This is a genomic window from Vagococcus luciliae (genome assembly GCF_024637875.1).
Lineage (GTDB): Bacteria > Bacillota > Bacilli > Lactobacillales > Vagococcaceae > Vagococcus > Vagococcus luciliae.
The window spans coordinates 375001-398703 of sequence record NZ_CP102451.1; the positions used below are offsets into that span (position 1 = coordinate 375001).

At 37.7% G+C, this 23703-nt stretch carries 15 protein-coding genes and 2 rRNA genes (1 of these 17 only partly in view); 2 read left to right on the plus strand and 15 right to left on the minus strand.

All coding sequences use genetic code 11. From position 1 onward, the window contains the following. The 14 genes from G314FT_RS02010 to pth all read right to left on the minus strand — a co-directional run. A 23S ribosomal RNA gene (locus tag G314FT_RS02010) occupies positions 1 to 2530 on the minus strand (it extends 382 nt beyond the left edge of the window). A 228-nt stretch (positions 2531 to 2758) separates the two neighbouring features. Next, positions 2759 to 4316 (minus strand): 16S ribosomal RNA (locus G314FT_RS02015). The 16S and 23S rRNA genes sit together here, the layout of an rRNA operon. A 533-nt stretch (positions 4317 to 4849) precedes the next feature. Further along, positions 4850 to 6313: a lysine--tRNA ligase gene (gene lysS, locus G314FT_RS02020; protein ID WP_257702480.1), complete on the minus strand. Its 1464-nt coding sequence runs from the start codon at positions 6311 to 6313 to the stop codon at positions 4850 to 4852. 117 nt (positions 6314 to 6430) lie between these two features. Beyond that, the gene (gene dusB, locus G314FT_RS02025; protein WP_257701860.1) at positions 6431 to 7420 is read right to left on the minus strand and encodes a tRNA dihydrouridine synthase DusB; all 990 of its coding nucleotides are present in this window, start codon (positions 7418 to 7420) and stop codon (positions 6431 to 6433) included. Between the two features lie 14 nt (positions 7421 to 7434). Continuing rightward, positions 7435 to 8337 carry an Hsp33 family molecular chaperone HslO gene (gene hslO / locus G314FT_RS02030; RefSeq protein WP_257701861.1) on the minus strand — a complete coding sequence of 301 codons (903 nt, stop codon included), beginning with the start codon at positions 8335 to 8337 and terminating at the stop codon, positions 7435 to 7437. Positions 8338 to 8443: 106 nt separating this feature from the next. Beyond that, positions 8444 to 10543, minus strand: coding sequence for an ATP-dependent zinc metalloprotease FtsH (gene ftsH / locus G314FT_RS02035; RefSeq protein ID WP_257701862.1), 2100 nt, complete (start codon positions 10541 to 10543; stop codon positions 8444 to 8446). A gap of 80 nt (positions 10544 to 10623) precedes the next feature. Beyond that, positions 10624 to 11169 carry a hypoxanthine phosphoribosyltransferase gene (gene hpt / locus G314FT_RS02040; protein WP_071456009.1) on the minus strand — a complete coding sequence of 182 codons (546 nt, stop codon included), beginning with the start codon at positions 11167 to 11169 and terminating at the stop codon, positions 10624 to 10626. An 18-nt stretch (positions 11170 to 11187) separates the two neighbouring features. Next, positions 11188 to 12582, minus strand: coding sequence for a tRNA lysidine(34) synthetase TilS (gene tilS, locus G314FT_RS02045; protein ID WP_257701863.1), 1395 nt, complete (start codon positions 12580 to 12582; stop codon positions 11188 to 11190). Between the two features lie 63 nt (positions 12583 to 12645). Then, positions 12646 to 13131 (minus strand): S1 domain-containing RNA-binding protein, encoded by a 486-nt coding sequence (locus G314FT_RS02050; RefSeq protein ID WP_117974101.1) that lies wholly within the window; start codon positions 13129 to 13131, stop codon positions 12646 to 12648. A 73-nt stretch (positions 13132 to 13204) separates the two neighbouring features. After that, positions 13205 to 13588: an FtsB family cell division protein gene (locus G314FT_RS02055; RefSeq protein ID WP_257701864.1), complete on the minus strand. Its 384-nt coding sequence runs from the start codon at positions 13586 to 13588 to the stop codon at positions 13205 to 13207. Positions 13589 to 13670: 82 nt separating this feature from the next. Then, positions 13671 to 13931: an RNA-binding S4 domain-containing protein gene (locus G314FT_RS02060; protein WP_257701865.1), complete on the minus strand. Its 261-nt coding sequence runs from the start codon at positions 13929 to 13931 to the stop codon at positions 13671 to 13673. 19 nt (positions 13932 to 13950) lie between these two features. Next, the gene (locus G314FT_RS02065) at positions 13951 to 15528 is read right to left on the minus strand and encodes a putative polysaccharide biosynthesis protein (RefSeq protein WP_257701866.1); all 1578 of its coding nucleotides are present in this window, start codon (positions 15526 to 15528) and stop codon (positions 13951 to 13953) included. Further along, complete coding sequence (gene mfd / locus G314FT_RS02070; protein ID WP_257701867.1) at positions 15515 to 19069, minus strand: transcription-repair coupling factor; 3555 nt, start codon at positions 19067 to 19069, stop codon at positions 15515 to 15517. Before mfd ends, G314FT_RS02065 begins: the two co-directional genes overlap by 14 nt. A gap of 18 nt (positions 19070 to 19087) precedes the next feature. Beyond that, positions 19088 to 19657: an aminoacyl-tRNA hydrolase gene (pth, locus tag G314FT_RS02075; RefSeq protein ID WP_257701868.1), complete on the minus strand. Its 570-nt coding sequence runs from the start codon at positions 19655 to 19657 to the stop codon at positions 19088 to 19090. A gap of 249 nt (positions 19658 to 19906) precedes the next feature. Here pth and G314FT_RS02080 point away from each other — a divergent pair, with 249 nt between their 5' ends. Both G314FT_RS02080 and G314FT_RS02085 read left to right on the plus strand, forming a co-directional pair. Continuing rightward, positions 19907 to 20860, plus strand: coding sequence for an L-lactate dehydrogenase (locus G314FT_RS02080; protein ID WP_257701869.1), 954 nt, complete (start codon positions 19907 to 19909; stop codon positions 20858 to 20860). A gap of 152 nt (positions 20861 to 21012) precedes the next feature. Beyond that, positions 21013 to 22386 (plus strand): L,D-transpeptidase family protein, encoded by a 1374-nt coding sequence (locus tag G314FT_RS02085; RefSeq protein ID WP_257701870.1) that lies wholly within the window; start codon positions 21013 to 21015, stop codon positions 22384 to 22386. A 284-nt stretch (positions 22387 to 22670) separates the two neighbouring features. Here the strand turns inward: G314FT_RS02085 and G314FT_RS02090 are convergent, their stop codons facing one another. Further along, positions 22671 to 23684: a Gfo/Idh/MocA family protein gene (locus tag G314FT_RS02090; RefSeq protein WP_257701871.1), complete on the minus strand. Its 1014-nt coding sequence runs from the start codon at positions 23682 to 23684 to the stop codon at positions 22671 to 22673. Between the last annotated feature and the right edge of the window lie 19 nt (positions 23685 to 23703).

Sequence of the window (23703 nt, forward strand, 5' to 3'; positions counted from 1 at the left end):
TGCGACGAGCCGACATCGAGGTGCCAAACCTCCCCGTCGATGTGAACTCTTGGGGGAGATAAGCCTGTTATCCCCAGGGTAGCTTTTATCCGTTGAGCGATGGCCCTTCCATGCGGAACCACCGGATCACTAAGCCCGACTTTCGTCCCTGCTCGAGTTGTAACTCTCGCAGTCAAGCTCCCTTCTGCCTTTGCACTCTACGAATGATTTCCAACCATTCTGAGGGAACCTTTGGGCGCCTCCGTTACCTTTTGGGAGGCGACCGCCCCAGTCAAACTGTCCATCTGACACTGTCTCCCACCACGATAAGTGGTGCGGGTTAGAATGGTCATAACACAAGGGTAGTATCCCACCAGCGCCTCCATCGAAACTAGCGTTCCGATTTCTACGGCTCCTACCTATCCTGTACATGTGTCACAAACATTCAATATCAAACTACAGTAAAGCTCCATGGGGTCTTTCCGTCCTGTCGCGGGTAACCTGCATCTTCACAGGTACTAAAATTTCACCGAGTCTCTCGTTGAGACAGTGCCCAAATCGTTACGCCTTTCGTGCGGGTCGGAACTTACCCGACAAGGAATTTCGCTACCTTAGGACCGTTATAGTTACGGCCGCCGTTTACTGGGGCTTCAATTTTGAGCTTCGCTATTGCTAACCCATCCTCTTAACCTTCCAGCACCGGGCAGGCGTCAGCCCCTATACGTCATCTTTCGATTTTGCAGAGACCTGTGTTTTTGATAAACAGTCGCTTGGGCCTATTCACTGCGGCTGAACTTGCGTTCAGCACCCCTTCTCCCGAAGTTACGGGGTCATTTTGCCGAGTTCCTTAACGAGAGTTCTCTCGCTCACCTTAGGATTCTCTCCTCGACTACCTGTGTCGGTTTGCGGTACGGGTCATTTGTTTCTAACTAGAAGCTTTTCTTGACAGTGTGACATTGAGACTTCGGTACTTTATTTCCCTACTCATCACAACTTGTTCTTAAAGATAAAAGCATTTGACTCTTATCAAAACTCGTTGCTTGAACGTGCACTTCCAGTCGCACGATCTCATAGCCTCCTGTGTCCCTCCATTGTTCAAACAAAACAAACGAGTACAGGAATCTCAACCTGTTGTCCATCGCCTACGCCTATCGGCCTCAGCTTAGGTCCCGACTAACCCTGGGAGGACGAGCCTTCCCCAGGAAACCTTAGTCATTCGGTGGACAGGATTCTCACCTGTCTTTCGCTACTCATACCGGCATTCTCACTTCTAAGCGCTCCACCAGTCCTTACGATCCAGCTTCAACGCCCTTAGAACGCTCTCCTACCATAGAACCAAAGGTTCTATCCACAGCTTCGGTAACATGTTTAGCCCCGGTACATTTTCGGCGCAAGGGCACTCGACTAGTGAGCTATTACGCACTCTTTAAATGGTGGCTGCTTCTGAGCCAACATCCTAGTTGTTTGTGCACCCTCACATCCTTTTCCACTTAACATGTATTTTGGGACCTTAGCTGGTGGTCTGGGCTGTTTCCCTTTCGACAATGGATCTTATCACTCACTGTCTGACTCCCGGATATAAATGAATGGCATTCGGAGTTTATCTGAATTCGGTAACCCAAGACGGGCCCCTAGTCCAAACAGTGCTCTACCTCCATCATTCTCAAATCCGAGGCTAGCCCTAAAGCTATTTCGGAGAGAACCAGCTATCTCCAAGTTCGTTTGGAATTTCTCCGCTACCCACACCTCATCCCCGCACTTTTCAACGTACGTGGGTTCGGTCCTCCAGTGCGTTTTACCACACCTTCAACCTGGACATGGGTAGGTCACATGGTTTCGGGTCTACGACAACATACTCATTCGCCCTATTCAGACTCGCTTTCGCTACGGCTCCGCTTCTTCAGCTTAACCTCGCATGCTATCGTAACTCGCCGGTTCATTCTGCAAAAGGCACGCTATCACCCATTAACGGGCTCTAACTTCTTGTAGGCACACGGTTTCAGGTTCTATTTCACTCCCCTTCCGGGGTGCTTTTCACCTTTCCCTCACGGTACTGGTTCACTATCGGTCACTAGAGAGTATTTAGCCTTGGGAGATGGTCCTCCCGGATTCCGACGGAATTTCTCGTGTTCCGCCGTACTCAGGATACTCATAGGTGTGTTGTCAATTTCATCTACGGGGCTTTTACCCGCTACGGCTGACCTTTCCAGGTCGATTCGACTATCCACAACAGCTACCACAGCTGAGTCCTACAACCCCAATAAGCAAGCTTATTGGTTTGGGCTGTTTCCGTTTCGCTCGCCGCTACTAAGGAAATCGATTTTTCTTTCTCTTCCTGCAGGTACTTAGATGTTTCAGTTCTCTGCGTCTACCTTCTAATAGCTATGTATTCACTACTAGATAATATCCTATAAAAGATACTGGGTTCCCCCATTCGGAAATCTCCGGATCATAGCTTACTTACAGCTCCCCGAAGCATATCGGTGTTAGTCCCGTCCTTCATCGGCTTCTAGTGCCAAGGCATCCACCGTGCGCCCTTATTCACTTAACCTTTTCTAACCTTACGGTTAGCTTGTTTTTTCATTAACTATTAACTAGCGATAGATAATAGTTAATACATTTCACAGTTCTTTAAAAGAAACTGTTCAACGCGGTGTTCTCGGTTTATGTTGATGTCTAACTTCAACTATCCAGTTTTCAATGAACAATCTATTTGAGAGTAGACCTCTCAAAACTGAACAAAGTAAAAACGTAATGTGTTTTCCGTAATTATCCTTAGAAAGGAGGTGATCCAGCCGCACCTTCCGATACGGCTACCTTGTTACGACTTCACCCCAATCATCTATCCCACCTTAGGCGGCTGGCTCCAAAAGGTTACCTCACCGACTTTGGGTGTTACAAACTCTCGTGGTGTGACGGGCGGTGTGTACAAGGCCCGGGAACGTATTCACCGTGGCATGCTGATCCACGATTACTAGCGATTCCGGCTTCATGTAGGCGAGTTGCAGCCTACAATCCGAACTGAGAACAGCTTTAAGAGATTAGCTAAACCTCGCGGTCTCGCAACTCATTGTACTGTCCATTGTAGCACGTGTGTAGCCCAGGTCATAAGGGGCATGATGATTTGACGTCATCCCCACCTTCCTCCGGTTTGTCACCGGCAGTCTCGCTAGAGTGCCCAACTAAATGATGGCAACTAACAATAAGGGTTGCGCTCGTTGCGGGACTTAACCCAACATCTCACGACACGAGCTGACGACAACCATGCACCACCTGTCACTTTGTCCCCGAAGGGAAAGCTCTATCTCTAGAGTGGTCAAAGGATGTCAAGACCTGGTAAGGTTCTTCGCGTTGCTTCGAATTAAACCACATGCTCCACCGCTTGTGCGGGCCCCCGTCAATTCCTTTGAGTTTCAGCCTTGCGGCCGTACTCCCCAGGCGGAGTGCTTAATGCGTTAACTGCAGCACTGAAGGGCGGAAACCCTCCAACACTTAGCACTCATCGTTTACGGCGTGGACTACCAGGGTATCTAATCCTGTTTGCTCCCCACGCTTTCGAGCCTCAGCGTCAGTTACAGACCAGAGAGTCGCCTTCGCCACTGGTGTTCCTCCATATATCTACGCATTTCACCGCTACACATGGAATTCCACTCTCCTCTTCTGCACTCAAGTCCTCCAGTTTCCAATGACCTTCCTCGGTTGAGCCGAGGGCTTTCACATCAGACTTAAAAGACCGCCTGCGCTCGCTTTACGCCCAATAAATCCGGACAACGCTTGCCACCTACGTATTACCGCGGCTGCTGGCACGTAGTTAGCCGTGGCTTTCTGGTTAGATACCGTCAAGGTGATAACAGTTACTCTATCACTTGTTCTTCTCTAACAACAGAGTTTTACGATCCGAAAACCTTCTTCACTCACGCGGCGTTGCTCGGTCAGACTTTCGTCCATTGCCGAAGATTCCCTACTGCTGCCTCCCGTAGGAGTCTGGGCCGTGTCTCAGTCCCAGTGTGGCCGATCACCCTCTCAGGTCGGCTATGCATCATGGTCTTGGTAGGCTGTTACCCCACCAACTAACTAATGCACCGCGGGCCCATCCACCAGTGACACCGAAGCGTCTTTTATACTTTTGCCATGCGGCAAAAGCAATTATGCGGTATTAGCACCTGTTTCCAAGTGTTATCCCCCTCTGATGGGCAGGTTGCCCACGTGTTACTCACCCGTCCGCCACTCACTTCTTCTCGGTGGAGCAAGCTCCGGTGAGAAGAAGTGCGTTCGACTTGCATGTATTAGGCACGCCGCCAGCGTTCGTCCTGAGCCAGGATCAAACTCTCAATAAAAAGTTGATAACATCTTACGATGTTTAGCTCATTTGTTTTAAAACTTGCTAGCGAATTGTATTCACTAAATATGGTTTGTTTCTACATAGTAGAAACGCCCTACACATTTGGTTCGTCTTACTTTGTTCAGTTTTCAAAGGTCTAAACTTTGTTGCCGTAACAACTTTTATATCATAACAAGTTTATAACAACTTGTCAACACTTTTTAAAATTATTTTTTGAATTTTCTGAAAATTCGTTCGCTAGAAGAAAAATCCTATTAGCTAAACTTTAAAAGTTGTATTTTTTAAAAGCTGTGTCTCAAGGACATGTATTAATATAACAAGATTATAGAGAAAGGTCAACCTTTTTTTTAAAAAAAAATTCACAAACTTTAAATCAAAATTTTATAATTTTCATTCGGTATAAAAAATAATTTTTTAAATAAATCACTTTGAATTATCATTCATTTCTTTTATACCGAACTTTAAACATTTAATTATAGTTTTATAAACTATAAACAAAATAAAAAAGTGAAGAAATTCTTCACTTTTTTATCTCATTGTTGGAAATAACAGCACATCTCTAATAGATTGAGAGTTTGTTAATAGCATAACCAAACGATCTATCCCTATACCTAAACCGCCAGTTGGAGGCATTCCGTACTCTAGCGCTTCAATAAAGTCTTCATCTATTCCATGAGCTTCATCATTTCCTAAATCTTTTTCTTTCATTTGCGCTTCAAATCGTTCTCTTTGATCAATTGGGTCATTTAACTCTGTAAAGGCATTTCCATATTCTTTTCCTACTATAAAAACTTCAAAGCGATCTGTAAAACGTTCGTCACCTGGATTTTTCTTCGCTAATGGAGAAATTGAAACTGGATGACCATAAATGAAAGTAGGTTGAATTAATGTATCTTCAACAAATGCTTCAAAGAATTCGTTAATAACGTGGCCATAGTCCATATGTTCTTCTATCGTAACATTATGCTCTTTAGCAATTGAGCGAGCCTCTTCGTCTGATGTTACGTTCCAGAAATCAACACCTGTGACTTCTTTAATTGCATCAACCATATGAATTCTTTTCCATGGTCCTTCTAAGTTAACATCAATGTCGCCATATTGAATCTGCAATGTTCCTAATACTTTTTGAGCGACTGTTGTAATAATACCTTCTGTTAAATCCATAATATCTTTGTAATCTGTATAAGCAGTATATACTTCTAACATGGTAAATTCAGGATTATGTGTAGCATCTATCCCTTCATTACGGAATACACGACCAATTTCATAAACTTTTTCCATTCCACCAACGATTAATCGTTTTAAATGTAATTCTAATGCGATACGTAAATATAATTCCATATCTAGTGCATTATGGTGTGTAATGAATGGTCTTGCCGCTGCTCCACCTGCCATATTATGTAGAGTTGGTGTTTCAACTTCTAAATAACCATGGTCATTTAAATAGTTACGTACTTCGCGGATAATTTCGCTTCGTTTAACAAATTTATCAAAGCTATCGCGGTTACTGATTAAATCTAAATAGCGTTGACGATATTTTTGCTCCACATTTGTTAAACCATGATATTTATCAGGTAATGGTCGAAGTGCTTTTGTTAAAAATGTAAATTCTGTTGGTTTAATGGTCATTTCACCCATATCAGTTTTCATGACTTGACCTGTTACACCAACAAAATCTCCTAAATCTGCTTGTTTAAATAAATCATAAGCTTCTTCACCAATTGCATCTTTACGAACGTAAATTTGGATTTGTCCTTCTCTATCTTGTAAATGAGCAAACCCTACTTTACCTTTTCCACGCTTGGTCATAATACGGCCTGCAACTGTTGCTGTAAGATTTAACTCTTGTAATTCTTCTTTTGTTTTATCATCATATTTTTCATGCAATTCTTTTGCATTGGTTGTGCGCTCAAAACGTGTTCCAAATGGATCGAGTCCCTTATCACGTAAGTCCGCCATTTTTTCTCGTCTGACGATGAGTTGGTCATTCATTTCTTGATGCGCTTGATTATCTTTTGACACGCTACTTCCTCCTATACTTTTTTTGCCATTCTACTCTCTCTTATAATGCCACAAATAGCAAAAAAAAGGCAAGTTAATTTGCCTTTTTTATCCGACTAAACCTTTTTCTTTCACAACTAATACATACTCATCTAGTAATTGGTTCATTTCTTCTTGTGTTGTTGCTTTATTAACGGCTAATCTTGTTTTAGTGGCTCTTGGAGCCCCTTTTAAATAATAAGCGGCATGTTGGCGAAACTCTAAACAACCAATTTTTTCACCCTTCAGGCGAATCAAACGATCTAAATGCAACTTAGCCGTTTCAATTTTTTCAGCTGGATGTGGTTCTTCCAATAACTCACCTGTCTCTAAGAAATGTTGTGTGCGATAAATCATCCACGGATTACCCAATGCTGCCCGACCTATCATCACACCATCGCATCCAACATAATCAATCATGCGTTTTGCATCTTCTGGGGTTCTCACATCTCCATTTCCCATAAAAGGAATCGTCAAATGCTTTTTAACTTCTCTTAAGACATCCCAATTGGCTTTGCCTTCATACATCTGCACGCGTGTTCGGCCATGCATTGCAACCGCACTAGCTCCTGCTTTTTCCGCGGCTAATGCATTTTCAACAGCATACACATGGTCCTCATCCCAACCAATACGTTGTTTAACTGTCACCGGAACACTGACAGAACTCGCCACAGCTTCGACCATTTCGTATACTTTATCTGGATCAAGCAACCATCTTGCTCCTGCTTCTGCTTTAATAACTTTATTTACTGGACAGCCCATATTAATATCAATAATATCTGCTGTTGTATATTCTTCAACAAATTTAGCAGCTTCAACGAGATTTTCTTTATTACCACCAAAAATTTGTAAACTAAGTGGGTGTTCTGTTTCATCAATATAAAGCATTTCTAGTGTTTTTTTATTTCGTTGTTGAATGCCTTTGTCACTAATCATTTCACATACAACAAGTCCTGCACCAAACTCTTTGACTGTCACGCGAAAAGCAGAGTTACTCACTCCAGCCATTGGTGCGACAACCACTCGATTAGGAATCTCGACGTTCCCTATTTTCCACATCGGGTTTCCTCCTTTTAAGACTGCATAGCCTCGTCTCTTAATACGGATAACTCATCTGCGGAATAATGGTATTTCTCTCCGCAGAAATGACAAACTGCCTCAGCTCCATTATCTTCTTCTATCATTTGAGTCAACTCCTCTACCCCTAGAGTAATCAACGCTGAAGAAAAACGTTCTTTAGAACAGTCACATTGAAACTCGACTGGCATCGTATCTAAAATTTCAACATTCTCTTCCCCTAATAAACGGTAAAGAATTTCTTCTGGTGTTTCACCTTGATCTAATAAATTAGACACTTGCGGAATATCAGCTAAACGTTTTTCAATCTCAACGAGCGTTTCTTCTGACGCAAACGGCATCACTTGAATCATAAATCCACCTGCCGCTTTTACAACGTCATCATTTTCATTATCAACTAATACACTTAACCCGACTGCTGAAGGAACTTGTTCCGATGTGGCTAAATAATAAGTAAAATCTTCGGCCAACTCACCTGAAACTAATGGCACTTGTCCTGTAAATGGTTCTCTTAAACCTAAATCTTTCACAACACTTAAAGAGCCATTTGTTCCCACTCCGCCACGTACATCAATTTTTCCTAGTGCATTTGCAGGTAAATTAACTTGTGGGTTTTTAACGTATCCTTTAACATGACCCTTAGCATCGGCATCTACTACGATAGCACCGATTGGCCCATCGCCTTGAATACGAACTGTTAGTGTTTCATCACCTTTATGCATTGAACCTAGCATCAACGCACCTGTCAATGAACGACCTAATGCTGCAGTAGAAGTGCGCCATGTGTCATGACGTTGTTGCGCTTCACTTACTAACTCGGTTGTGCGTGTTGCCATTGCTCGTATTTCTCCATTAAAGCATAATGCTTTCACTAAATAATCTGTTGTTTGTTTACTCATTTTTCTTGCCTACTTTCTTTCTTTTATTCTTCCCAATTAAAAAGTGGGCTATACTTTCGTATATCCCACTTATCATAACGTATTTGATTAAATCTTAAAACTATTTTTACTCAGATTTATCGTCTTTCACAGCTTCTTCATCTTCTTTAATCGAATGTGATAATTCTTCATCACGTTCTTTTAAATCATGTTCCGCTTCTTTTTCTTCAGTAAATTCAGCTTTTTGTTTTTCTGCATCTTTTCTTTCCAAAGCTTCTTTTACTTCTTCAAAAGAACCATCTTTTTCACTTGGATACTCTTCAGGTTTATCATCACTTGGCATTTTACCTTCTTCAAACAATGATTTAATTTGTTTCGCATCAAGTGTTTCATATTTAAGTAATGACTCTGCGATTAACTTGTGTTCATCACGATGTGCTTCAATAATTTCAACCGCTTTTTGATGAGCACGATTCAAGATATTACGAACTTCTTCATCGATTTGGAACGCAATTTGTTCTGAATAAGTTTTTGTTTGTCCATAATCACGGCCAACAAAGACTTGATGGTTTCCTTCATATTGTACAGGACCTAGTGAATCACTCATACCATATTCAGTCACCATTGAACGAGCTAAGTTAGTCGCTTGTTCAAAGTCATTACTTGCCCCAGTAGATTTCACACCAAAGATAATTTCTTCAGCAACACGTCCACCAAGCAACCCAACGATTTGTTCGAACATTTCGTTTTGAGTCATTAAGAAACGATCTTCTTTTGGTAAAGCAATCATGTATCCACCAGCACGTCCGCGTGGAACGATTGTTACTTTATGGACAATTCTTGCATCACTTAACACCAATCCACAGATTGTATGACCTGCTTCATGGTAAGCAACCATTGAACGTTCTTTTTTACTAATCATGCGGTCTTTCTTAGCAGGACCAGCAATGACTCTATCCTGTGCTTCATCAATATCTGATGCATCAATTTTCTTTTTATTACGTCGAGCCGCTACAAGGGCAGCTTCGTTTAATACGTTTTCTAAGTCTGCACCGGCAAATCCTGGTGTTTGTTGTGCGACAACTTTTAAATCAACATCGCTTGCTAAAGGTTTGTTACGAGAATGAACTCGCAAAATTTGTTCACGACCTTTAACATCAGGTGTTCCAACAAGAACTTGTCTGTCAAAACGTCCTGGACGAAGTAACGCAGGGTCTAACACGTCTGAACGGTTTGTTGCGGCAATAACGATAACTCCTTCATTACCATTGAAACCATCCATTTCAACAAGCAATTGGTTAAGGGTTTGTTCACGTTCATCGTGTCCTCCGCCCATACCGGCACCACGTTGACGACCAACTGCATCAATTTCATCAATGAAGATAATCGCTGGCGCTGATTTTTTCGCTGTTTCAAATAAATCACGTACACGACTTGCCCCAACCCCGACAAACATCTCAACAAAGTCTGAACCCGAAATAGAGAAGAATGGTACGCCAGCTTCTCCGGCAACAGCTTTTGCTAGTAATGTTTTACCAGTTCCGGGAGGTCCTTCAAGTAACACACCTGCAGGAATTCTTGCCCCAAGTTCCACAAAACGACGTGGGTCTTTTAAAAACTCAACAACTTCAACCAATTCTTGTTTTTCTTCTTCAGCTCCTGCTACGTCAGAAAAACGAACGTTGATTGATTTTTTATCTGCTTCTTTTGTTTTAGATTTCCCAAAGTTCATGACACGGCCATTTCCACCGCCTTGCCCACCTTGTCCCATCATCATATAAAATAGGAATACCATTAGTAAAACTGGTAAGAAACTAAACAATAGTGATACCCAAACGCTGTTGTTAGATTGCTCTTTCACAACAAATTTGGTTCCTGATTCACTCGCTGTATCACTAATGTTGGCAATCGTTGCATCATTCGGTAAAACAGAGGTAGTAAATCGTTTTGATTTTACTTTTGTTTTACCAAATACTGGTAAGCCACCTGAATCAGTGATTTTTTGTTCTTCACGATACTCACCTGTAATTTTGTAAACGCCATTTGCTGGCTGTACGGTGAAATCTTTGACTTGATCATCTTTTAATTGTTGATAGAACGTTGAATAATTTATAGTAGGAGATTGGTCGCCGCCTTGTCCAAAGAAGAAGTATACTATTGTAATCATTGATAAAAATACAATAATATAATAAAGCGAGTTACGCATCCCTGAATTCTTTTTATTCATACATGTCCTCCTTCTCTATATTAAATTTTTAGTTTGTAATCATTACTAAGAAATTATTGTAACACTAAATGTTCGAAAAATTAAGCATTTTCGTATATTTCTGGTTTTAATACACCGATATATGGAAGATTACGATAATCTTCAGCATAATCTAAACCATATCCTACAACAAATTCGTTTGGCACTTCAAAACCAACATAGTCAGCTGCCATATCAACAACACGACCTTCTGGTTTATCAAGCATCGTTACAATTTTAACAGAAGCTGCTTTACGGTGTTTCAATAAGTCAACAAGGTATTTTAATGTACGGCCACTATCGATAATATCTTCTACTAAGATAATATGACGACCTTCAACTACCGTACTTAAATCTTTCAAAATACGAACTTCACCAGATGAGACAGTCGCATTGCCATAACTTGACACATCCATAAAATCCATTTCCATGTGAATTGGCATAGCACGAACTAAATCCGATAAAAACGGAACCGCTCCTTTTAAAATACCAACAACTAAAGGAAACTTATCCTGGTACTCACGACTAATCTCTTCACCTAAAACAGCAACTCGTTCTTGAATTTGTTGTTCTGAATAAAATGTTTTTTCGATATCTTTTTCTAACATTGGGTTCTCCTTCCAAACTTACTCATCCCTTTGATATAAGTAGACGAGCTTATACTGTATTTTATCAGTTTCATGATGAATACTCAAATAAGATTCTCTAAATGGTAAAAGCCATAGAAGATACCCTTTTTCATCGAAAACAAGCCAACTTAAATCACGTAATTTAGTTGGTATTTTTTCATCAATAAAATATCGTGATACTTTCTTAGTCTGACCTTTATAATTATATACGAATCTGTCGCCAGCTTCACGTTTTCTGACTCGAATCGTATGATTTTTTCCATGTGTGTAAATCATCTCTTTTAAGTGCCAGTTAATCAATTCAATTGGAATGTCCTCTTTACCCAATTCAAAAAATCCTAACCATTGATTATTAGACAAAAATACTCCCTGATTTTTTACCAAATCAAATACATCATATTTATTTAGTGACTCTTTTTTTTGATAGATAGTAAGTATTTCATAATTTTTTTCAACAATCCAATTGTTTCCTAATAATAATTGTTGATTTGGTTTATCATTATTAATCAGTTGTTGTATCTGATTCATATGCTCGTATCCTACAACCAGGCTAGTTTTTTCTTGAATATCTGTTAATATATATCGAATTACTTCAGATTGTATCGCTAAATTGTGTCTTTTTAACGAAATATAATCTAATTGCCATGTATTATTTTGATAACAAACCAGTAACTCAATTAAAGGCTGCAACAATTCATCAATGACTTGCCTTTGATTGGAAATTTCTTGAGATAAGCGTAATATTCCGTTACCAAAATTAGGGTTTTCTTTTTCTAGCATAGGACGGATGTGGTGACGAATACGATTTCGAAAATAATTATCGGAAAGATTACTACTATCTTCATAATACGGTATATTTTTTGCTTTAGCGTATGCATAAAGTTCTTTTTTAGAAAAACTTAATAACGGGCGAATAACTTCATTTACTCCTAGTGAGCGTGTTTTTTCAATCCCAACCAACTTTCTTAATTGACTTCCTTGAATCCATCGCATCAAAATCGTTTCGACAGCATCATCTTTATGATGAGCCGTTAATAAATACGTGCTATTGGTTTCTTGCATCACTTTTTCAAAAAAGGCATAGCGAAATGTTCTTGCTTGTTGCTCTACATTTGTGTCAACGGTTTTTCCTTCGTCCCATATACCGACAAAACAGGGTGTTTGGTACGTTTGGGCATAATTTTCTACAAATAATTGCTCCTCTTTTGACTCAGGTCTTAATTGATGGTTAATATGCGCTACATAAATCACCGGTCGCTTATCTTTAGGTAATTGACACAATAGATAAAGCAACACCATGGAGTCAACTCCTCCAGACACTCCTACCACAATATTGGTTTGCGGCGTCAACTGATACTCTGACTGAATAATCTTTTCAAATTTTTGATACACAAACTTTCCTCCACTTTTCCATATAAAAAAAGGATAAGAGAACTCTCTTACCCTTCTATCTATTTAGTTACGACGTCCGCCACGTCCGCCACGTTTTCCTTCAGTACTGCGTTTTAATGTACTTAATCTATCATCACTATCTTTTAAGAAGTTAGTCATTAATGAATCAAAACTTTCTTTTTGTGGAGTAGCTACTGCTGCAGGTTTACGATTATTTCTACCACGGTCATTTCCACCTCGGTTGTTACGATCAGACTGGTAATTATTTGATGAACGTTTGTATTCTTTACGCTCACGCTGTGCTGGGCGTTCTTCTTCGTTGGCACGCTTGATTGATAACCCAATTTTTCCGTCATCTCCAACGCTCATTACTTTTACTTCAACTTCATCATTCATCTTTAAAACATCGTTGATATCTTTTACAAAGCTATTAGATACCTCACTAATATGTACCAATCCTGTTTTTCCATCGCCTAAATCTACAAACGCTCCAAAATTAGTAATACCTGACACTTTACCAGATAACTTTGTCCCCACTTCGATTGACATAAAAAAATTTTTCCTCCTTGAATCCTCTTTATATATTATTTTTTTATTAACTTAATACTCGATTACCGCTGTTTTAATTTGCACCACTCAGTCCTGGAATACTGTATACTTGTTCGCCTTCTTTAGAGTAAAAATATTTGGCACGTGCAACTTTCTCAACATATTCGGGATCCTTTAACAATTTTACTTCGTTTTCCAAATCCTTCTTTTCTGTTTTTACTTTTGCATATTCCTTTTTTACCTCTGTGTGATTTTGTTGTAGTGATAACAGATGTTGTCCATTGCGAAATAAGTTAATTCCCATGAACGTAAATAAACCAAAGGCTAATACAAACATAACCGTTAAGCGTCGACGTTTGTAAATCATTTGTTTTTGTTCACGTTGAGCTTTCGCCATTTGCGACGAAGGTTTTTTTTCACTTGTCTCAAGGGCCAATAACGTTTTTTTCTCACTCATGATACACTAGACTCCATTTCTGTTTATACTTGTGTTCATTATACCAACTAGCCTCATTAATGTCTAATACTTATCGCTGATTTTAGTCTTGATTTTTGGTTTCGCTAATAATTTCGTATAAATCTTTTGCTTCATCTTTTTTAGTTGTGTCTTTTAAGTCTAATACTTTAACTTCTAATGTTTTATTACCAAACATGATTGTAATCACATCTCCTATTTTAACAGAAGTCGATGATTTAGCTAATTTGTGATTCACTTGAATCCGACCTTTATCAGCTATTTCTTTTGCAATTGTTCGACGTTTTATAATTCTTGAAATTTTTAAAAATTTATCTAATCTCATCATTGTCCTCCTAAATCTATTAATAAAAATGTTTATATATTTTTTGGCCAAATGGCAACATGTTCCATTCATCATAACTAAATAATTTTAATTTCACAATACTTATTAGATAGATAGTAACTCCAATACAGACACCTACTAGTGTTAAAGCAAACGTCACTCCTCGATGGGTCATGAGTAAACCGTTAGCTAAACAGATAACTCTAAATCCATAGACTCCAATAGTCATCAACCCTAAACTAATCAATAATTTCATTAAAAAAAGTTTGCCAACCGCTACGTCGAATTCCTTACGGATCAGGTAATGATGCAAGACAAGTAAACAACCTAACAACCCTAGTAACGTACTCACACTTGAACCCATTGTTCCAAAATAATAGGTTAAAGATGGTGTCAAAACACTCTTCAATAACACACCAAATATTGCAGCGACAAATTGATAATGTACTCGGTTTTGACTTTGATAAATTGTTTGATACGTTTGAATCATTGAGGCAATACTAACAGACAGTACAAATAGCGACAATGTTGATGCTCCATCATTGTTACTAAAAAGTGTCACATTAACAAATGGAATCATGATGGCTAATCCAATACCTGCTGCCATAGAAATACTCAATGACACTTTTAAATAGGATAACACCATTGATTGATAATCTGATTTCTTTTTACTTTTATAGTAATGAGTTAACGTTGGCATGAATGTAGCAGTCATTGCGATGGCCACAACCAATCCTAATTGTACCAATGGCTGACCTCTATCAAAGACTCCCTTTGCTATCTTAGCCGACAAATCGGGTAGTCCTGAAAAGACTAAATATTTTTTTATCGTAAATGAATCAATCAATTGAAAAATAACGAGATAAGCACTAAAAAAGCAAATCGTCCCACCTTCTAATACTAATCGTCTTAGCAACCCATTATCACGCTGCTCCTTTGAGGAAATTGGATAAAAAGATAACGGCTGCTTTCTTGCATAGTATATTAACACCACAATCGCACATATTCCACCCACAATCGCACCAGATGTGGCAATACTTCCTATTTGGTAAACATTTAAACTTTGCGTATAAAACAACCAACCAGAAAGTAAAATAATCCCCACACGAATCCCCTGTTCCACTAACTGAGACGTTGCAGTTGGTAACATATTCACCTCTCCTTGAAAATAACCTCTAAAAGTAGATAAAAATGGTACCAGTAAAAATACCAACGATACAACACGAATAAGTGGTATGAGCTCTTTGTCTCCCATCATCATGGCAATGAGTGGTGACCCAACAAATAACCCTAAAAACAAACAGATAGACAAGAAACTAACATAATAAAAAAATTGGGTGAGAATTTTCTTTCTTTCAATCAAAGACTCTTCACTAGCTAAAATTTTTGATAAAAATACAGGCATACCAGATAACGAAAATGTCATCGCAATACCATAGATAGGGTACACTTGTTGATACACATAAAACCCTTCGTCTCCCACTAAATTTTGAAATGGCACGCGATACACAGCGCTCAGTATCTTCACCACAAAAGAAGTAATCGTTAAAATCAACGTTCCTTTTAAAACAGTTTTTTCTACTTTAATTTTTTCCATCCGCATCATCCTGTACATCTTTTTTAGCATATCGCTCTTGCCTTAATGCTTCAATAAATGTAGACACTTCATGTAACCATGTTGCAATGGTTGTGTCTTTACCTAGTTTGAATGTCACAGCCAAATGCTCATCTGTACTAATTTCTGCTTTTAAAGTTGTTTTTGATAAAGCTTTAAACAATTGTTCGATTGTGTAAGCAGATGTCCCTTCTTTGCTTAATTCAATATAAATCGATTGCTTTTTCTTTTGAATTTTATCAATTAAGGCAAAATCAGCATTCATTTTTATCAACCCAATAGTTAATAAATTTGCGACTTCATCAGGGTATTCACCAAATCGGTCTAATAGATCAGCTTCTAATTCATCATACATCTCTTGATTTTCAAGTTGTCTAATTCGCTTATACATTTCAATTTTTTGACGTTCATCTTCTATGTAATCATTTGGAATATACGCATCAATGCCCAAGTCAATTTCAGTCATCGTTTTTGTCTCTTTACTATCGACACCACGCTTACGATTAACTGCTTCATTTAACATATGGGTATACATGTCAAATCCGACTGAGTCAATAAAGCCGTGTTGTTGAGCCCCTAGTAAGTTTCCAGCACCTCGAATTGATAGATCTCGCATCGCAATTTTAAATCCAGAACCTAGTTCAGTAAAATCTTTAATCGCTTGAAGTCGTTTCTCGCTCACTTCATTTAATACTTTTTGTGGTTCATACATAAAATAAGCATACGCCACACGGTTACTTCGACCAACGCGACCTCTTAACTGATAAAGCTGAGATAAGCCCATGTGATCGGCATTTTCCACAAACAATGTATTCACATTAGGAATATCCACGCCTGTTTCAATAATGGTAGTCGTCACTAAAATATCGTACTCTCCATTGATAAATTCCATCAACGCATTTTCTAATTGCACTTCAGTCATTTGCCCATGAGCATAAGAAATACGTGCATCTGGTAATAGCATTTTCAACTCATCGACTTTTTGTTCAATTGTATCCACACGATTGTACAAGTAAAAAATTTGCCCACCACGAGCAATTTCTCGTTCACACGCCTCACGTATCGCTCCTGGATTTTTTTCCATCACATATGTTTGTACTGGATAACGATTGGCTGGAGGGGTTTCAATCACAGATAAATCTCGCACACCCAACATGGACATGTGCAATGTTCTTGGAATCGGTGTAGCTGTCAGTGTCAACACATCAACTTGCGCACGTAATTGTTTTAATCGCTCTTTATGCTTCACTCCAAAACGTTGTTCTTCATCAATAATCAATAACCCTAAATCCATAAATTCTAAATCTTTTGACAAAATACGATGTGTGCCGACAATAATATCCACTTGACCTTTTTTTAATTGATCAATCGTTTCTTCTTGTTGTTTTTTCGTTCTAAATCGACTCATTAACCCAATACTGACTGGGAAATTTTTAAATCGGTCTAACATTGTTTCATAATGCTGTTGAGCTAAGATAGTCGTTGGGACTAAGAATGCAACTTGCTTGCCATCTCTTACCGCCTTAAACGCCGCACGCAACGCTACTTCGGTTTTCCCATAACCCACGTCCCCTACAAGCAAACGGTCCATTGGTCGTTTTTTCTCCATGTCTTTCTTAATTTCTTGGATACTTCGCAATTGGTCGTCCGTTTCTGCGTACGGGAAGGCATTGTCGAACTCATGCTGGTAATCGTCATCTGGTGAAAAAGCATATCCTACTTCAGCTTCTCTTGCTGCATATAATTGAATTAAATCATCCGCGATATCTTCAACTTTAGCCGATACTTTTTTCTTTGTCTTCGTCCACTCACTACCACCTAATTTATTAATACGTGGCGTCTTAGACTCAGATGCGACATATTTTTGAATCAAATCTAACTGGGTCACCGGAATAAATAATTTATCATTATTTTGATACAAAATGGTCATGTAATCTTGATGCGTGCCACCACTAAGCAATGTTTCCATTCCGATATATTTCCCAATACCATGATTAGCATGAACCACATAATCACCAGGACTTAATTCATTATAACTCTTTAATCGTTCCGCATTGGATATGGTTTGTTTACGTGCTTGGCGTTTAGTTCTGGTATGTAGAATTTCTTTTTCTACTAACACGATTAAGTTATCTTGTGGCAACTCAAACCCTGATTCTAATAAGCCAACTTGGATTTGTGCTTGCCCTTTTAATAACTCTTTTTTGTTATTGACGACAACAGAAATGTCTGCATCAATAAACAAGCGTTCTACCGTTTTACTACGTTCGTCATTTTCGACTAGTACCACGACCGTTTGTTTTTGTTTTGCCCAACGGTCCATCTCTGCTTTTAAGAGTGGCAATTGTCCAAAGAACTGTTGCATCGCTCGATATTCAAACGGATAAATTGAAGAAAAACGTAAATTCCCCATTCCTTTTTGAAATAGAGAGAAAAATGTCCGATTTTGAGGCATTTTTTTCATAATCTGTCTGAAATCACCACCCAATGTCCGATCTTCAAACACTGGATTGTCTTCTAACTTGATGGTTAACCATTCTGATTCTTCTCGTAAAATCTCTTTTTCAGTATCAATCATGCGACTGTAATCATCAACTAATACCAAATCATCATGAGATAAATAGTCACTTAAATGATATTTTTCCTCATAAATCATATCAATATATTGACTAATATCATCAGTCGGGTGACCACTACCCCACTCACCCACTGTATAATTTTTATAAGCAGTTAACTGATTTTTTCTATCAATATCTTTTATACCATCAATTTTTTTACTTAACGCATCGTCTAAAACACTAGCGGCGTTGGCTAATTCCTCTTTTGTTACCACTTGATCCATAGCCGGTGGAATTAATAACTGATTCACATCTGATAGGGAACGTTGGGTTTCTACATCAAACAAACGCAGTGAATCAATCTCATCATCAAACAAATCGATACGTACAGGATATTCACTAGTTAAAGGATAAATATCAATGATACTTCCTCTAATACTAAATTCACCTGGTTTACCTATCATTTGTTCTCTAACATACCCTAAAGAGACCAGGGTTTCAGGTAAAGAAGTTAAATCTATCGTGCCTCCTACTTCAACTGACCATACATTATCTTTCCAATTATTAGGAGCTGGTAAAAATCGACGTAATCCAGCTAAGGGTGTCACTAAAATACCCGGTTCATCATTATTTAAAAACACCATACTATTAATTCTCTCAGCCAAAGCTTCTGGAGAAGAGAACGACATTTCAACTGCTGCCACTTCATCAACAGGAAAGAAATGCAAATAAGACTCGTCAACAATGTGTTGCAAGTCATCCATCAATTTTGTCCCATAATATAAATTAGGGGTTACAATCATTATTTTTTTATTTTTTTTCAGTAATGTCGACATCACTAGTGTTTTAGCTGAACCAGCTAAACCTGTAATCAACTGTGATTTTTGTGTTTCACTATTATCAAGCCACTCTTTTACTTGTTTATCTTGTTCTATTATGGTCATTATACTTTGATTGAGGTACATATAATCATCCGACCTCCTTTATTTCTTACTATTGTATTGATTCATCGTGTCAACAAATGAATGCCCTTGTGCCCAATACAAACTTGCATCTGCCGCTAATTTCACTGCAGACAGCATGTCTTCATGTGTGTTTTTAGGAAAATCACCTAAAACATGAGCTATCACTTCTCCTCCGCGATTAGGACGATCAATCCCTATTCGTACACGATTAAACTCTGGTGTTCCAATATGTGAAATTAAGCTTTTAATACCATTATGTCCACCAGCACTTCCTTTTTGACGCAATCTTACTTTTCCTACTGGTAAATCTAAATCATCATAAATGACTAAAACATCTTCAGGTGAAATGTTATAGTAGGTCATCAACGGTCCTACACTACGACCAGATTCATTCATAAATGTTTGAGGCTTCACTAATAACACCTTTTCACCATCTACAAAAAACTCTGCAATGTCTGCTTCAAATTGCGATTTATTAAATTCAATATTTTCTTGATAGGCAATCTCATCCAATGTAATAAATCCAATATTATGTCGAGTTGTTCGATACTTCGCTCCAGGATTTCCCAATCCAACAATTAATTTCATAATCTATATCTCCTATAACATCAAAAAACACGGGTTAGAAGACACGTGTTTTCTCATTGTATTTAAACTAAAAAGCTCTAAAATAGTATACCATACCTTTTTATATTCTATGAATAAGAAACTATTAAGACTTTTAATTAACGTTTGATTAATAGACTATTATTTGTGAAATGACCTTTTTCATAGGTTTTTTCATAATTTAGTGTTATAATCTAACACGGAGTAAATAAAAAACAAGGAGCGATTGTAATGGAACACACAAGTATTGATCATCAAAAAATTATCGTTGTCGGCAATGGGGCTGTTGGTTCAAGCTATATTTTTTCCCTTGTGACACAAAACATCGCACAAGAAATTGGTATTATTGATATTGATGTAAAAAAAGCAGAAGGTGATGCCCTTGATTTATCTCACGCTCTAGCATTCACTTCTCCTAAAAAAATCTATGCTGCAACTTACGCTGATTGTAAAGATGCTGACATAGTGGTTATTACTGCAGGTGCTGCACAAAAACCTGGTGAAACACGTCTAGATTTAGTTAATAAAAATTTAAAAATTTTCAAATCCATTGTTGATGATATCGTTTCTTCAGGATTTAATGGTATCTTCTTAATCGCAACTAATCCTGTTGATATTTTAACTTATGCTACATGGAAATTCTCTGGATTTCCAAAACACAAAGTCATTGGTAGTGGGACTTCTCTTGACTCTGCTCGTTTTAGACAAACAATTGCTGAATTAGTAGACGTTGATGCAAGAAATGTTCATGGATATATTTTAGGTGAACACGGTGACACAGAATTCCCAGTTTGGTCTCATGCTAATATTGCTGGATTACAAATTTACGAATGGGTTTCAGATCATCCTGAAATTGATGAAGAAGAATTGGTTAATATTTTCTTTAAAGTTCGTGATGCAGCTTATACCATCATCGATAAGAAAGGTGCCACTTTCTATGGGATTGCTGTTGCTTTAGCTCGTATCACTAAAGCCATTCTTTATGATGAAAATGCCGTATTACCTTTATCTGTTTACTTAGATGGACAATATGGATTAAACGATATTTATATCGGTGCTCCAGCTGTGGTAAATCGCCAAGGAATCAGCCATGTTATTGAACTTCCCTTAACAGATGCTGAACAAGAAAAATTTGACTTATCTGCAGAACGTTTACAAGAAATACTAGATGAAGCATTTGAATAAATAATGTTCTTATTAATTAAAATAATGAAAGACTAGAATGATAAATTCTAGTCTTTTCTCATTATATAGGTGTTTTTAAAGCACTTATATTGTTTTTAGAAAAGAATATGTTACAATAATATTACAATTTTTATTATAGGAAGGGGCTTCACATGAAACGTAAGTCGTTGTTATTAGTGCCTTTAATTATGGTACTAGTTATTGTTAGTATCTATTCGTATTTTGCTATTACTTATCAGAATAAATTTTTGCCCAATACAAAGATTGGACAAATAGACGTCAGCCAATTATCTAGAAAAGAAGCAGAAAAAAAACTTGAGGATAATATTCATGAGGATGAATTCGTTGTACTAGACAATAATAAAACTTGGAAAGCCATTCCTAAACAACAACTAGGAATCACTTTTGATGTTAATAAAACTGTCTCAGATACTATTTCAAAACAAAATCCTTGGTTGTGGTTCATAAATTACATCAATCAACCTAAAAATGTGCCCATTGTGATGACAGATTATAACAAAGACGAACTAACTAAACAATCTAACGCTTTAAAAACAGCCTTAACTGAATTTAATAAAGAGCGCACACCCACAAAAAATGCAAAAATCGAAATGAAAGATGGTTCATTCCAAATTACGGATGAAGTAGCTGGAAATTCTATTGATGTTGATAAATTTATTTCAGCATTTGAATCTCATGTCAAAGAAGGTGAGGGATCTATAAACTTAGAATCCTATGTCCAAAAACCGACTGTTCTAGCAACAGATACTCAATTAAAAAAGGAATTAACGGACATAAATAAGTTGACAGAGGTCAATGCTACGTACCTTATTAATGGTCAAGAGGTCGCAATCCCTAAAGAGACAATTGCTAGTTGGTTAACAACAAATGATAAAGGTGATGTTACTTTAAATCAAGACCTAGTAAAAGAATATGTCACTCAACTTGGACAACAGTACAATACTAGTACTAATCCAACAAAATTTAATAGTACTAAACGTGGAGAAGTGAGTGTTCCAGCTGGGTCTTATAGTTGGACAATTGCAACTGATAGCGAAACAGAGCAACTGACAGAACTAATTTTATCTGGAAAAGGTTTCACTGATCGTGTTCCTGCCTATCAAGGAAGTGCCTCTCCTGGATCTGCCCTTCTATCAAATACCTATATTGAAGTGGACTTACAAGCCCAACACATGTGGTACTACAAAGATGGAAAAGTTGCTTTAGATACAGACATTATTTCTGGAAAACCAAGCACACCTACTCCTGCTGGGGTGTTCTATGTTTGGAACAAAAAGCGAAATGAAACTCTTCGCGGTGAAGATTACGCTAGTCCAGTTGATTATTGGATGCCAATAGATTGGACGGGAGTAGGAATTCATGATTCGCCTTGGCAAAACGCCAATGCTTACGGCGGCACATCGTATACAACTGTAGGTTCTCATGGCTGTATTAACACACCCCCTGATGTGTGTGCTAAATTATTTAACATGATAGATGTTGGTGTTCCTGTAGTTATCTTTTAGACAATAAATAAAAAACAAGATTAGAATAAAGGTCTAATCTTGTTTTTTATTTTTATAGTATCAACAATGTTAATACGCTTTTTTAAACAGCTCTCATATAACAAAATAAAAAAAACAAACTAACTACTACTATTAAATAGCCAGTTTGTTTTTTACTATATTATTCTGTGTAGGTATAATATTTTTCGATACATCATAGATAACAACCCTATTTTGTCGTTTAGTGCTATGCTATAGAGTTATATCTTTACTATAAAATCTCACCCCCTTTATTTCTAAGTATTTTAATAAATACTTGGTTTTTCTTGAAGCATAACTTTTATTTTTTCACCTTTATTTGTTGATTCCGTTCCTGCTGTTGTGATAACAGAAGCTACATACCCATCCCATGAAGATGGTCCTTCTAATTTATGATTCAATACGCCATTAACCCATAATTGAAACTCTGTATCATACGCTTCTTTAAAACGTGTCTGCCAATCAGGCGATATTGGTGTCTGATTAGAAAAATTATGTTTGACATAAGTATAGTGTGGATCAACTAATCCTAACTCTCCATTTTCGCATACTACTTCACATTTAATATCATAACCAAATTGACAATTAACGAAAATTTCTAACTGAATCACCACACCATTTTTTGTCTCTAATACTAAAATTTGTGGATCATGTAAATTGGTATGTGTCATTTTAGTTTGTTTTTTAGGCAGTATACTTTCAACTGAAACATAGTCGTCTTGTAATAACCAATGTAGTACATCAATTTCATGTACTGCCGTTTGGATAATAGACATTGGAGTTGTGTAGTGTAAGCCAGATTCTGGATTTCTATGCGCACAATGTAGCATTAATACTTCCCCATATGATTTAGATTCAATTAATTTTTTTAACTCCATATAACCTTTATCATAACGTCTCATAAAACCTACTTGTACCAGACGTCGACCGCATTTCACTTCTGCTTCAACAATTTTAGCGCATGATTGACTATCTATAGCTAAAGGTTTTTCACAGAATACATACTTTTCTTGTGCTAATGCTTTTAATACATAATCTGCATGTGTTTCATCAATGGAAGTAATCAATATGGCATCTACATCATCTGACGAAATTAAGTCCTCTCCACTGCCATAAAACATGATTCCCATTTCATCTGCTAATTGTTTTTTTTCTTCTTCTAAAACATCATAAATGCCAACGACCCTAGCACCTTTTATTTTATGATTAATCCTTTTTATATGCTCTGTTCCAATAGCTCCAACACCTATTACACCGATTCTTAATTCTTTATTTATCATTTTTTCACCCTTCTTCTAA

Bases quoted from the DNA above. Each gene is read 5' to 3' on its own strand.
- hpt (WP_071456009.1), bottom strand. From the start codon at position 11,169: ATGTTAGAAAAAGATATCGAAAAAACATTTTATTCAGAACAACAAATT.
- G314FT_RS02065 (WP_257701866.1), bottom strand. From the start codon at position 15,528: ATGGAAAAAATTAAAGTAGAAAAAACTGTTTTAAAAGGAACGTTGATT.
- G314FT_RS02050 (WP_117974101.1), bottom strand. From the start codon at position 13,131: ATGTCAATCGAAGTGGGGACAAAGTTATCTGGTAAAGTGTCAGGTATT.
- G314FT_RS02085 (WP_257701870.1), top strand. From the start codon at position 21,013: ATGAAACGTAAGTCGTTGTTATTAGTGCCTTTAATTATGGTACTAGTT.
- mfd (WP_257701867.1), bottom strand. From the start codon at position 19,069: ATGTACCTCAATCAAAGTATAATGACCATAATAGAACAAGATAAACAA.
- G314FT_RS02055 (WP_257701864.1), bottom strand. From the start codon at position 13,588: ATGAGTGAGAAAAAAACGTTATTGGCCCTTGAGACAAGTGAAAAAAAA.
- G314FT_RS02080 (WP_257701869.1), top strand. From the start codon at position 19,907: ATGGAACACACAAGTATTGATCATCAAAAAATTATCGTTGTCGGCAAT.
- dusB (WP_257701860.1), bottom strand. From the start codon at position 7,420: ATGTGGAAAATAGGGAACGTCGAGATTCCTAATCGAGTGGTTGTCGCA.
- pth (WP_257701868.1), bottom strand. From the start codon at position 19,657: ATGAAATTAATTGTTGGATTGGGAAATCCTGGAGCGAAGTATCGAACA.
- G314FT_RS02090 (WP_257701871.1), bottom strand. From the start codon at position 23,684: ATGATAAATAAAGAATTAAGAATCGGTGTAATAGGTGTTGGAGCTATT.
- lysS (WP_257702480.1), bottom strand. From the start codon at position 6,313: ATGAATGACCAACTCATCGTCAGACGAGAAAAAATGGCGGACTTACGT.
- ftsH (WP_257701862.1), bottom strand. From the start codon at position 10,543: ATGAATAAAAAGAATTCAGGGATGCGTAACTCGCTTTATTATATTATT.
- G314FT_RS02060 (WP_257701865.1), bottom strand. From the start codon at position 13,931: ATGAGATTAGATAAATTTTTAAAAATTTCAAGAATTATAAAACGTCGA.
- hslO (WP_257701861.1), bottom strand. From the start codon at position 8,337: ATGAGTAAACAAACAACAGATTATTTAGTGAAAGCATTATGCTTTAAT.